Origin of the sequence: Streptomyces malaysiense (assembly GCF_000980885.2) — a bacterium.
In the GTDB taxonomy this organism is placed as follows: Bacteria; Actinomycetota; Actinomycetes; order Streptomycetales; family Streptomycetaceae; genus Streptomyces; species Streptomyces malaysiense.
Genome location: NZ_LBDA02000019.1, coordinates 144,351 through 157,065 on the forward strand (window position 1 = coordinate 144,351; position 12,715 = coordinate 157,065).

9 protein-coding genes are annotated in these 12,715 nt (G+C 71.2%); 6 read left to right on the top strand and 3 right to left on the bottom strand.

What is annotated here, in order from left to right:
• Positions 1–184 precede the first annotated feature (184 nt).
• Positions 185–961 carry a lysozyme gene (locus VT52_RS10455; protein WP_240509710.1) on the top strand — a complete coding sequence of 259 codons (777 nt, stop codon included), beginning with the start codon at positions 185–187 and terminating at the stop codon, positions 959–961.
• 131 nt (positions 962–1,092) lie between these two features.
• Here VT52_RS10455 and lon read toward each other — a convergent pair whose 3' ends face one another.
• On the bottom strand, positions 1,093–3,513 hold the full coding sequence (gene lon / locus VT52_RS10460) for an endopeptidase La (protein ID WP_046418484.1): 2,421 nt from the start codon (positions 3,511–3,513) through the stop codon (positions 1,093–1,095).
• Between the two features lie 82 nt (positions 3,514–3,595).
• Entirely contained in the window at positions 3,596–4,384 is a 789-nt protein-coding gene (locus VT52_RS10465) for a rhomboid-like protein (protein ID WP_240509709.1), read from the bottom strand.
• A 178-nt stretch (positions 4,385–4,562) separates the two neighbouring features.
• Here VT52_RS10465 and VT52_RS10470 point away from each other — a divergent pair, with 178 nt between their 5' ends.
• The 4 genes from VT52_RS10470 (at position 4,563) to VT52_RS10485 (ending at position 11,327) form a co-directional block, all read left to right on the top strand.
• Positions 4,563–5,240 carry a spermine/spermidine synthase domain-containing protein gene (locus tag VT52_RS10470; protein WP_046418482.1) on the top strand — a complete coding sequence of 226 codons (678 nt, stop codon included), beginning with the start codon at positions 4,563–4,565 and terminating at the stop codon, positions 5,238–5,240.
• 111 nt (positions 5,241–5,351) lie between these two features.
• Positions 5,352–6,095, top strand: coding sequence for a response regulator transcription factor (locus VT52_RS10475; RefSeq protein WP_046418480.1), 744 nt, complete (start codon positions 5,352–5,354; stop codon positions 6,093–6,095).
• Positions 6,092–7,216, top strand: a complete 1,125-nt coding sequence (locus VT52_RS10480; RefSeq protein ID WP_046418478.1) for a HAMP domain-containing sensor histidine kinase — start codon at positions 6,092–6,094, stop codon at positions 7,214–7,216. The genes VT52_RS10475 and VT52_RS10480 overlap by 4 nt, the downstream gene beginning before the upstream one ends.
• Before the next feature lie 301 nt (positions 7,217–7,517).
• Positions 7,518–11,327 carry a multifunctional oxoglutarate decarboxylase/oxoglutarate dehydrogenase thiamine pyrophosphate-binding subunit/dihydrolipoyllysine-residue succinyltransferase subunit gene (locus VT52_RS10485; RefSeq protein ID WP_046418476.1) on the top strand — a complete coding sequence of 1,270 codons (3,810 nt, stop codon included), beginning with the start codon at positions 7,518–7,520 and terminating at the stop codon, positions 11,325–11,327.
• A 128-nt stretch (positions 11,328–11,455) separates the two neighbouring features.
• Here the strand turns inward: VT52_RS10485 and VT52_RS10490 are convergent, their stop codons facing one another.
• Complete coding sequence (locus VT52_RS10490) at positions 11,456–11,635, bottom strand: DUF6104 family protein (protein ID WP_046418474.1); 180 nt, start codon at positions 11,633–11,635, stop codon at positions 11,456–11,458.
• Positions 11,636–11,827: 192 nt separating this feature from the next.
• On the opposite strand from VT52_RS10490, the gene VT52_RS10495 reads away from it, so the two are divergent.
• Entirely contained in the window at positions 11,828–12,715 is an 888-nt protein-coding gene (locus tag VT52_RS10495; RefSeq protein ID WP_046418473.1) for a DUF4097 family beta strand repeat-containing protein, read from the top strand.

Here is a 12,715-nt window from a genome sequence, read left to right on the forward strand (position 1 = left end):
CCCCTTCCCACGCCATGTCTACGTGCGTAGCTTTTTCGTCAGGCATCGAATGACATGCCCACGACAGTGAACCCCATCCGTGGCCACTGCCGTGCTCCCCCCACTCTCACCCCACGCTCCCCACCCTCTCCGGAGGCACGTCATGCCCTCGCCCAGACCCCGTCCACCGCGCCCGCTCGCCGTCATGGTCACGGCCCTGCTCGCGGCGATGGCCTGCGCACTCCCCCTCACCACCGCCCGGGCCGCGTCCACGCCCACCCGCGGCACCGCCTACATGGGCGAGACCGTCGCCGCCCACGACGGCACCCACGGCACCCCCACCAGCGCCGACGCCACCCAGACCGAGGGCGTGGACGTCTCCAACTACCAGGGCAGCGTGGCCTGGTCGACCCTGTACAACAGCGGCGTCCGCTGGGCGTACACGAAGGCGACGGAGGGCACGTACTACACGAACCCCTCCTTCGCCCAGCAGTACAACGGCTCGTACAACGTGGGCATGATCCGCGGCTCGTACCACTTCGCGACCCCGGACACCACCAGCGGCGCCACCCAGGCGAGCTACTTCGTCGCGCACGGCGGCGGCTGGTCCAAGGATGGCAAGACCCTGCCGGGCGTGCTCGACATCGAGTGGAATCCGTACGGCGCCGCCTGCTACGGCAAGACGGCCGGCCAGATGGTCAGCTGGATCGCGGACTTCCTGAACACGTACAGGTCCCTCACCAGCCGTGACGCCGTGATCTACACCGCCACCAGCTGGTGGACCGAGTGCACCGGCAACTACGCCGGCTTCGCGGGCGGCAACCCGCTGTGGATCGCCCGCTACGCCTCCACCGTGGGGACGCTCCCGGCCGGCTGGTCGTACTACACGATGTGGCAGTACACCTCCTCCGGCGCGACCGTCGGCGACCACGACAAGTTCAACGGCGCGCTCGACCGCGTCCAGGCGCTCGCCAACGGCTGACCTCCGCGGCAGCGCCGCCGGGCGCCGCCTGCCCGCGCCCGCCACGCCCGGCTCGGTGGGCCGGGCGTGGGCACGGCGAGGACCCGGGCCCCCTCACGGGACCCGGGCCCTGCCCTTCCCCACGGCGTCCGTCACGCCGCCAGGGGAACCTCCGGCGCCGCCCCGTCCGCCGCGGGCGCGAGCGCCAGCTCCAGGACCTGGCGGACGTCGGTCACGGTGTGGACGTCGAGCTTGTCCAGCACCTCGGCCGGGACGTCGTCCAGGTCGGCCTCGTTGCGCTTGGGGATGATCACGGTGGTCACCCCGGCGCGCTGCGCCGCGAGCAGCTTCTGCTTCACGCCGCCGATCGGCAGCACCCGGCCCGTCAGCGAGACCTCACCCGTCATCGCCACGTCCGTGCGCACCTGGCGGCCGGAGAGCAGCGAGGCCAGTGCGGTGGTCAGCGTGACACCCGCGCTCGGGCCGTCCTTCGGGACCGCGCCCGCCGGGAAGTGGATGTGCACACCCCGGTCCTTCAGATCGGTCACCGGCAGCTCCAACTCGGCGCCGTGGCTGCGCAGGAAGCTCAGCGCGATGCGCGCCGACTCCTTCATCACGTCGCCCAGCTGACCGGTCAGGGTCAGACCCGCCGCACCGGTCTCCGGATCGGCGAGGGACGCCTCCACGAAGAGCACGTCGCCGCCCGCGCCGGTGACCGCGAGCCCGGTCGCCACCCCGGGCACCGCCGTACGGCGCTCGGCCGGGTCCTGCGCCGACTCGGGCACATGGTGCGGCCGCCCGATCAGGGCGCGCAGGTCCTCGTCCGCGACGGTGCGCGGCAGCTCCCGCTCGCCCAGTTCGTGCTGGGCCGCGACCTTGCGCAGCAGCCGCGCGATCGAACGCTCCAGATTGCGCACGCCCGCCTCGCGCGTGTACTCGCCCGCGAGCCTGCGCAGCGCGCTCTCCGCCAGCGTGACCTCGCCCGCGTCGAGTCCGGCCCGCTCCAGCTGGCGCGGGAGCAGGTGGTCCCGGGCGATGACGACCTTCTCGTCCTCCGTGTAGCCGTCCAGGCGGACGATCTCCATGCGGTCGGCGAGCGCCTCCGGCACGGCCTCCAGGACGTTGGCGGTGGCCAGGAAGACGACGTCGGACAGGTCGAGTTCGACCTCCAGGTAGTGGTCGCGGAAGGTGTGGTTCTGCGCCGGGTCGAGCACCTCCAGGAGGGCGGCGGCCGGGTCGCCCCGGAAGTCCGAGCCCACCTTGTCGATCTCGTCCAGGAGCACGACCGGGTTCATGGACCCGGCCTCCTTGATCGCGCGCACGATCCGGCCGGGCAGCGCGCCGACGTAGGTACGGCGGTGACCGCGGATCTCGGCCTCGTCGCGGACGCCGCCGAGGGCGACACGGACGAACTTCCGGCCCATGGCGTGCGCCACGGACTCGCCCAGGCTGGTCTTCCCGACACCGGGCGGGCCGACGAGCGCGAGCACCGCCCCGCCGCGCCGGCCGCCGATCGCGGCGAGGCCGCGGTCCCCGCGCCGCTTGCGCACGGCCAGATACTCGGTGATGCGCTCCTTGACGTCCTCCAGGCCCGCGTGTTCCGCGTCGAGGACCTCCTTGGCGCCCCGGATGTCGTACGCGTCCTCGGTCCGCTCGTTCCACGGCAGCTCCAGGACGGTGTCCAGCCAGGTGCGGATCCAGCTGCCCTCGGGCGACTGGTCGGAGGACCGCTCCAGCTTGTCGACCTCCTTGAGCGCGGCCTCGCGGACCGTCCGAGGCAGGTCGGCGGCCTCCACCCGGGAGCGGTAGTCGTCGGACTCCTCGCCCTCCTGGTCGCCGTTCAGCTCGCGCAGCTCCTTGCGGACGGCCTCCAGCTGACGGCGCAGCAGGAACTCGCGCTGCTGCTTGTCCACGCCCTCCTGGACGTCCTTGGCGATGGTCTCGGCCACGTCCTGCTCCGCGAGATGGTCGCGCAGCTGCTGCGTGGCGAGCCTGAGACGGGCCACCGGGTCGGCGGTCTCCAGGAGTTCGACCTTCTGCTCGGTGGTCAGGAAGGGCGAGTAGCCGGAGTTGTCGGCGAGCGCGGAGACGCCGTCGATGGCCTGCACCCGGTCCACGACCTGCCAGGCGCCGCGCTTGCGCAGCCAGCTGGTGGCGAGTGCCTTGTACTCCGTGACGAGTTCGGCGACCTGGCCGGGCAGCGGCTCGGGCAGGGTCTCGTCCACCCGGGCACCCTCGACCCACAGGGCGGCGCCCGGTCCGGTGGTGCCGGCGCCGATGCGGACGCGGTCGCGGCCGCGGATCAGCGCGCCGGGGTCGCCGTCGGCCAGCCGGCCCACCTGCTCGACCGTGCCCAGCACACCGGTCTTCGCGTACGTGCCGTCGACACGCGGTACCAGCAGCACCCTGGGCTTGCCGGGTTCCGAGCGCGCGGCGGCCTGTGCGGCCTCCACCGCGGCGCGGACCTCGGCGTCGCTCAGGTCCAGCGGAACCACCATGCCGGGCAGCACGACCTCGTCGTCGAGCGGCAGCACGGGCAGGACGAGCGTGAACGCCGGTGACTCAGCAGCCATGATCTCCCCTTCGGCAGTCAACTTGAGCTATGCCGACTCAATGTCTGTCACCGGGGGAATGTTCCCGACGGGGCGTTCGCTGTCAGCGATCACCTTGTCGGCGCAGGTGGGCGGGGGTTCGCACGGCTTGTCGGCGCAGGTGGGCGGGGGTTCGCACGGCCGCCCAGCGGCGTATGACGGGCCACATCGACACGCCGATCGTCAGCGCGATCAGGTGGCCCCAGTTCGTCATGGGGTCCGTGTAGGCGAGCAGGTCGTTCAGCAGGAGGCCGGCCACGCCGGCGAGCAGGGGCAGGCCCAGCCAGGGGCGCAGAAGGCCGGCCAGGGCGCCGGTGCTCGCGGCGACGCCGAAGCTGATGCCGTAGTCCAGGCGGTGCAGGGAGGTCTCCGGGAGACGGCCGGCGAGGACCGCGAGGCCCACCGGGACCTCCGTGGCCAGGGTGGCCAGCACATGGCCGGCGAGGAAGACGCAGGCGGCCCGCGCACCGCCCATCCGGCGCTCCAGCGCGGTGAGCACGAGGACGAACGCGGCCGCGTACGGCGAGACGAGCCCGCCCGCGATCCACAGCGCGCTGGTCAGCAGGACCACCGCGGGCGAGCGCACCAGGTGGGCCACGTCCGTGCTGGAGCCCTGGTAGAGGGCGTACACCAGGGAGGGCGGGGCCAGCGCCGCGACCAGGGAGGTGACGGCCAGGAGAGCCGCGTAGCCGAAGGTGAACGGCGTCCCGGTGGGCGTCGGCAGCAGCAGCCAGGGGCGCACGCGCGGCACCGTGAGACGCCGGGCGGGCGACGGCGCGGGCAGCACGGACCGCTGGCGGGGCACACCGTCCAGCAGGTCGGCGCCCACGGCCTCCGGCACGATCCGTTCCACGGTGGCGCTCCTTCCGTTCCGCCCCACCCTCAGCGGTGCGGGAAGCCGCTGTCCACGACCGGAGCCCAGGGAGAGCGATTTCACGGCAACCTCATACGTTCCGGCCATGCACGGCACTCCCCGGCCGAGGATCCGTAATCGCAGTGAAAGCAAAGCCCTGTTCAAGCAGGATGGACCCATGGCTGCCCCAGACGACTCCCCCGTGGTGCTGGACCGGCGCAAAGGGCCGTACGGCGAGGTGGTGCTGCGCAGGCACGGCGCGCTGCTCCAGATCATCGCCAACGGCTGCTTCCTCATGGACACTTCGGACGGCCGCTCGGAGCGGCTGCTGGTCGACGCGGCGTACGGCGCCCTCGACGGCCGCCCGGCGCCGGCCGTGCTGATCGGCGGGCTGGGCGTCGGATTCTCACTCGCACACGCGTCCCACGATCCCCGCTGGGGAAGGATCACGGTCGTGGAGCGCGAGCCCGCCGTCGTCGACTGGCACCGGGCGGGGCCGCTGTCCGGACTGACCCGCGCCGCACTGGCCGACCCGCGCACCAGGATCGTCCGAGACGATCTCGTCCGTTACGTCAATGAGACGTCGGACACGTTCGACGCCCTGTGCCTCGACATCGACAACGGCCCCGGGTGGACGGTCACCGAGGACAACGCGAGCCTGTACTCACCCGCCGGACTGACCGCCTGCGCACGGGTGTTGAGACCCGGCGGAGTGCTTGCCGTATGGTCGGCGCAGCCGTCTCCGGAATTTGAAGGAACCTTGCGGAATGCCGGGTTCCGACGGGTGCGTACCGAAGAGGTGCCCGTTGCCCGGGGAGTTCCGGACGCCGTGCACCTCGGCGTCCGCCCTGGATAGCGACGGCACCGCCGATCCCCGTAGGGTGCTCCCCTGACGCGGATCTTTCGCGTCGATCGCAGACATGGGATCACCCCACGGGTTCCGGAAAGCAACAAGCAGGGGCGGGCGATGGAGCAGACACACACCTCCCAGAGCGGCGCGGCGGCGACCACCACTGCGGGCGCCCAGCGCCGGGTACTGGTCGTCGAGGACGACACCACGATCGTCGACGCCATCGCGGCCCGGCTCCGCGCCGAGGGGTTCCTCGTGCAGACCGCGGCCGACGGACCGGCCGCCGTGGACACGGCCGAGGCATGGCAGCCCGACCTGCTGATCCTCGACATCATGCTGCCCGGCTTCGACGGCCTGGAGGTCTGCCGGCGCGTGCAGGCCCAGCGCCCGGTGCCGGTGCTGATGCTCACCGCGCGGGACGACGAGACGGACATGCTGGTCGGGCTCGGCGTCGGTGCCGACGACTACATGACCAAGCCGTTCTCCATGCGCGAGCTGGCCGCACGGGTGCACGTGCTGCTGCGCCGGGTGGAGCGGGCCACCATCGCCGCCTCCACGCCCCGCTCCGGCATCCTGCGCCTCGGCGAGCTGGAGATCGACCACGCGCAGCGCCGGGTGCGGGTGAAGTCCGAGGACGTCCACCTGACGCCGACCGAGTTCGACCTGCTGGTGTGCCTGGCCAACACCCCGCGCGCGGTGCTCTCCCGGGAGCAGCTGCTGGCCGAGGTCTGGGACTGGGCGGACGCCTCCGGCACCCGCACCGTCGACAGCCACATCAAGGCGCTGCGCCGCAAGATCGGCGCCGAGCGCATCCGCACCGTGCACGGTGTGGGCTACGCGCTGGAGACGCCGAACCCGTGAGCGCGAGCGGGCGCCAAACCGCACGGAGGAGCCCCGGGGCCCGCACGGAGGACCCCTGGGGCGGCGTACGCCCCTTCTCGATCAAGACCAAGCTGACCGCCCTGGTGGTCATCGCGGTGCTGATCACCACCGGTCTGTCGATCGTCGCGGTGCACACCAAGACGGAGCTGCGCTTCATCACGGTGTTCTCGATGATCGCCACGCTGCTGATCACCCAGTTCGTGGCGCACTCGCTCACCATGCCGCTGGACGAGATGAACACGGTCGCCCGCGCCATCTCGCAGGGCGACTACACCCGCCGGGTGCGCGAGAGCCGCCGGGACGAGCTGGGCGACCTGGCGCAGACCATCAACGTCATGGCCGACGAGCTGGAGGCCCAGGACCGCCAGCGCAAGGAGCTGGTCGCGAACGTCTCCCATGAGCTGCGCACCCCGATCGCGGGCCTGCGCGCCGTGCTGGAGAACATCGTCGACGGGGTGACCGAGGCCGACCCGGAGACCATGCGGACGGCCCTGCGGCAGACCGAGCGGCTCGGCCGCCTGGTGGAGACCCTGCTGGACCTGTCCCGGCTCGACAACGGCGTCGTACCGCTGAAGATCCGGCGCTTCGAGGTGTGGCCGTACCTGTCGGGCGTGCTGAAGGAGACCAACATGGTCGCCTCGGCGCGCGCGGGCATGGCCACCGGCTCCGGCAGCCACACCCGGACCGACGTCCATCTGCACCTGGACGTCTCCCCGCCGGAACTGACCGCGCACGCGGACCCCGAACGCATCCACCAGGTCGTCGCCAACCTGATCGACAACGCGGTCAAGCACAGCCCGCCGCACGGCCGGGTGACCGTGAAGGCGCGCCGCGGGCCCCAGCCGGACTCGCTGGAGCTGGAGATCCTGGACGAGGGTCCGGGCATCCCGCGCTCCGAGTGGCACCGCGTCTTCGAGCGGTTCAACCGGGGCGCCGTGACCCGGCCGCACGGACCGGGCAGCGACGGCGGCACGGGCCTCGGGCTCGCGATCGCCCGCTGGGCGGTGGATCTGCACGGCGGCCGGATCGGTGTGGCCGAATCAGAGCGCGGATGCCGGATCATCGTCACTCTTCCGGGAGCGAACTCCGCTTCAAGTTGACGTAAAGTTCCGGCGAAGGCACAAGATCCACGGTCGTCCGCGCCGTCTTCGCGCAGCTGGACACGTGTGTATCGCCACAGGCCCGCGCCGCCCGCAGAAGCCGGGGGCGCAGGGTCGGGCCGGTGCACCCTCGCACACCCGGAACCACGCTTGTTTCCCGCCATTTCAAGCCCTGAAACAAGATTTTCGATGTGACTTACACGACGATGAACGGGCCCGACCTGACCTTCCCCGTCTCCAAGGCGTAGCCTTTATTCCCGCTGTCCATCACCTTGTGAAGCGGAAGAGGGCGGTTGCCGCCGTGTCGCCACAGTCCCCCAGTAACTCGAGCTCCCCCAGCCTTCGGCCGGGAGGTGCCCCCACCACCGACGCCCAAGCCGCCGGGAAGAACCCCGCGGCCGCGTTCGGCGCGAACGAGTGGCTCGTCGACGAGATCTATCAGCAGTACCTCCAGGACCCGAATTCGGTAGACCGCGCCTGGTGGGACTTCTTCGCCGATTACAAGCCGGGTGCGCCTGCCACCCCCGCGCCGGCGGGTACTGCGGCCGCGGGGGTCGCAGCGACCCCCGCCCCTGCGCCCCAGGCCGCCCCGGCGCCCGCGGCCCCGGCGGCCCCGAAGCCCGCCGCTGCCGCGCCGGCCCCCGCGGCTCCCGCGGCGAAGACGGCCCCCTCCCCGGCCAAGCCGGCGCAACCCGCACAGGCGCCCGCTCAGCCCAAGGCCGCTCCCGCCGCGGAGGCCCCCGCCGGCCCCGAGCAGGTCACCCTGCGCGGCCCGGCCGCCGCGGTCGCCAAGAACATGGACGCCTCGCTGGAGATGCCGACCGCCACCTCGGTCCGCGCCGTCCCGGTGAAGCTGCTGTTCGACAACCGCATCGTCATCAACAACCACCTCAAGCGCGCCCGCGGCGGGAAGATCTCCTTCACGCACCTCATCGGGTACGCGATGGTGCAGGCCATCAAGGCCATGCCGGCGATGAACCACTCGTTCACCGTCAAGGACGGCAAGCCGACCCTGGTCAAGCCGGCCCACGTCAACCTCGGTCTCGCCATCGACCTGGTCAAGCCCAACGGCGACCGCCAGCTCGTCGTCGCGGCGATCAAGAAGGCCGAGACGCTGAACTTCTTCGAGTTCTGGCAGGCCTACGAGGACATCGTCCGCCGCGCCCGCGAGGGCAAGCTGACCATGGACGACTTCACCGGCGTCACGGTCTCCCTGACCAACCCCGGCGGCCTGGGCACCGTGCACTCCGTGCCGCGTCTGATGCCCGGCCAGGCCGTGATCATGGGCGTCGGCTCCATGGACTACCCGGCCGAGTTCCAGGGCACCAGCCAGGACACCCTGAACAAGCTCGGTGTCTCCAAGGTCATGACCCTCACGTCTACCTACGACCACCGGGTCATCCAGGGCGCCGCCTCCGGCGAGTTCCTGCGCCAGGTCGCCAACCTGCTGCTCGGCGAGAACAAGTTCTACGACGACATCTTCGAGGCGCTGCGCATCCCCTACGAGCCGGTCCGCTGGCTCAAGGACATCGACGCGTCCCACGACGACGACGTCACCAAGGCCGCGCGCGTCTTCGAGCTGATCCACTCCTACCGGGTCCGCGGCCACGTCATGGCCGACACCGACCCGCTGGAGTACCGCCAGCGCAAGCACCCCGACCTGGACATCGTCGAGCACGGCCTCACCCTGTGGGACCTGGAGCGCGAGTTCGCCGTCGGCGGTTTCGCCGGCAAGTCGATGATGAAGCTGCGCGACATCCTCGGTGTGCTCCGCGACTCGTACTGCCGCACCACCGGCATCGAGTTCATGCACATCCAGGACCCCAAGCAGCGCAAGTGGATCCAGGACCGGGTCGAGCGCGGCCACGCCAAGCCGGAGCGCGAGGAGCAGCTGCGCATCCTGCGCCGGCTGAACGCGGCCGAGGCGTTCGAGACCTTCCTGCAGACCAAGTACGTCGGCCAGAAGCGCTTCTCCCTGGAGGGCGGCGAGTCCGTCATCCCGCTGCTGGACGCGGTCATCGACTCCGCCGCCGAGTCCCGCCTGGACGAGGTCGTCATCGGCATGGCCCACCGCGGCCGCCTGAACGTGCTCGCCAACATCGTCGGCAAGTCGTACGCGCAGATCTTCCGCGAGTTCGAGGGCAACCTCGACCCGAAGTCGATGCACGGCTCCGGCGACGTGAAGTACCACCTGGGCGCCGACGGCACCTTCACCGGCCTGGACGGCGAGCAGATCAAGGTCTCGCTGGTCGCCAACCCCTCGCACCTGGAGGCGGTCGACCCGATCCTGGAGGGCGTCGCCCGCGCCAAGCAGGACATCATCAACAAGGGCGGCACGGACTTCACCGTCCTGCCGGTGGCCATCCACGGCGACGCGGCCTTCGCGGGCCAGGGCGTGGTGGCCGAGACCCTGAACATGTCGCAGCTGCGCGGCTACCGCACCGGCGGCACCGTGCACATCGTCATCAACAACCAGGTCGGCTTCACCGCGGCCCCGGAGTCCTCGCGTTCCTCCATGTACGCGACGGACGTGGCCCGCATGATCGAGGCCCCGATCTTCCACGTGAACGGCGACGACCCCGAGGCCGTCGTCCGCGTCGCCCGGCTGGCGTTCGAGTTCCGCCAGGCGTTCAACAAGGACGTGGTGATCGACCTCATCTGCTACCGCCGCCGCGGTCACAACGAGTCGGACAACCCGGCCTTCACCCAGCCGCTGATGTACGACCTGATCGACAAGAAGCGCTCGGTGCGCAAGCTCTACACCGAGTCCCTGATCGGTCGCGGCGACATCACCCTGGAAGAGGCCGAGCAGGCCCTCCAGGACTACCAGGGCCAGCTGGAGAAGGTCTTCACCGAGGTCCGCGAGGCCACCGCGCAGCCGGCCGACGGTACCCCCCGGGAGGCCCAGGACGGCTTCCCGGTCGCGGTCCCGACCGCCGTCTCCGCCGAGGTCGTCAAGCGGATCGCGGAGTCCCAGGTCAACATCCCCGAGCACATCACCGTGCACCCGCGGCTGCTGCCGCAGCTCCAGCGCCGCGCGGCGATGGTCGAGGACGGCACCATCGACTGGGGCATGGGCGAGACCCTGGCCATCGGCTCCCTGCTGCTCGACGGCACCCCGGTCCGCCTCGCGGGCCAGGACTCCCAGCGCGGCACCTTCGGCCAGCGCCACGCGGTGCTGATCGACCGGGAGACCGGCGAGGAGTACACGCCGCTCCAGTACCTCGCCGAGGAGCAGGCGCGGCTGAACGTCTACAACTCGCTGCTGTCCGAGTACGCGGCCATGGGCTTCGAGTACGGCTACTCGCTCGCGCGTCCCGACGCGCTGGTGATGTGGGAGGCCCAGTTCGGCGACTTCGTCAACGGCGCCCAGACGGTCGTCGACGAGTTCATCTCCTCGGCCGAGCAGAAGTGGGGCCAGACCTCCGGCGTCGTCCTGCTGCTGCCGCACGGCTACGAGGGCCAGGGCCCGGACCACTCGTCCGCGCGCCCGGAGCGGTTCCTCCAGCTGTGCGCCCAGAACAACATGACGGTGGCCATGCCCACCTCGCCGTCGAACTACTTCCACCTGCTGCGGTGGCAGGTGCACAACCCGGCCCACAAGCCGCTGGTCGTCTTCACCCCGAAGTCGATGCTGCGCCTGAAGGCCGCCGCCTCCAAGGCGGAGGAGTTCACGACCGGCGGCTTCCGCCCGGTCATCGGCGACGCGACCGCCGAGGCGGCCGCGGTCCGCAAGGTCGTCTTCTGCTCCGGCAAGGTCTACTACGACCTGGAGGCCGAGCGTAAGAAGCGCGGCGTCACGGACACGGCGATCATCCGCATCGAGCGCCTGTACCCGCTGCCGGGTGCCGAGCTCCAGGCGGAGGTCAACAAGTACCCGAACGCCGAGAAGTACCTGTGGGTCCAGGAGGAGCCGGCGAACCAGGGTGCCTGGCCGTTCATCGCGCTCAACCTGATCGACCACCTCGACCTGGCGGTCGGCGCGGACATCCCGGCCGGCGAGCGGCTGCGGCGCATCTCGCGCCCGCACTCCTCGTCCCCGGCGGTGGGTTCCGCCAAGCGTCACCAGGCCGAGCAGGAGCAGCTGGTGCGTGAGGTGTTCGAGGCGTAGGCCTCCGGCACGACGACGCTGAAGGGCCCGGTTCCGTTCGGAACCGGGCCCTTCGGCGTCTTTCCCGCCGGCTCGTCGTCCTCGTCGCCTGCCTCGTCCTCGTCGTCTGCCCGTCGTCCGCCCGTCCTCTACTCGTCGTCCTCGTCGTCGAGGCGGGCGAGCCAGGTGGCCAGGCGCTCCACGGGCACCTCGAAGTCGGGGTTGAGGTCCACGAAGGTGCGCAGCTGCTCGGCGAGCCACTCGAAGGTGACCTCCTGCTCGCCGCGCCGCTTCTCCAGCTCCTCGATGCCGCGGTCGGTGAAGTACATGGGGTTGCGTCTCCTGGTGTGCGTGTGCGCCCGGGGCCGATGGGACGGGCGTGGGCGTCGTCACCAGCCTAAGCAATGCGCGGGGCGGTGTTCCCGGAAGAGTGTATTGACTTCCCGAGGCCACGATATATCGTGTTTCTCGACGGACGCGATATGGCGCGTCACGATCGTGTACGGCCGAGGAGGTCCCCCATGTCCGAGTGGTCCGTCGCCGAGCCACGGAAACTGACGTTCGACAGCCCGGTGCGCACCCTCCAGGTACGCATCGCGGGCGGCACGGTGAACGTGGTGGGGACCGAGGAGGGTCCCGCCCGCCTGGAGGTCTCGGACATAGCGGGCCCACCCCTGCTGGTGACGCACGAGGACGGCGTCCTGACGGTCGGGTACGAGGACCTGACCTGGCAGGGCTTCACCAAGCTCCTGGACCGCACGGGCTGGCGCCGCAGCGCGGTCGTCTCGCTGGCGGTCCCGGCGGACGCCAAGGTGGAGGTGGGCACGGTCGGCGCCGGCGCGGTGATCTCCGGAATCCGGGGCCCGGCGGTGGTCCGGGGCGTCACCGGCGACACCACCCTGGTCGGCCTCTCCGGACCGGTCCGGGCGAACACCGTGTCGGGCAACCTGGAGGCGCAGGCCGTCACCGGGGAGCTGCGCTTCGCCTCGGTCTCCGGCGACCTGACCGTGATCGAGGGCTCGGGCCCCGCCGTGCGGGCGGAATCGGTCAGCGGCTCGATGATCGTGGACCTGGACCCGGAGGGGCCGACGGACGTCCACCTCACCAGCGTCTCGGGCGAGATAGCCATCCGGCTGCCGCATCCGGCGGACGCGGAGGTGGAGGCCAACACGGCGAGCGGCCGGATCTCCAACGCCTTCGAGGGACTGCGGGTGCACGGCCAGTGGGGCGCCCACAAGATGACCGGCCGGCTGGGCGCGGGCACGGGACGGCTCCGGGCGACCACGGTCTCCGGCGGGATCGCCCTGCTCCGGCGCCCCGATCAGGCGCCGGACGGCGCGACCGACGGCACCACCGTCGACCCGACCGACGGCCCGACCGACGGCCCGACCGACAAGAAGGTGCTCTGA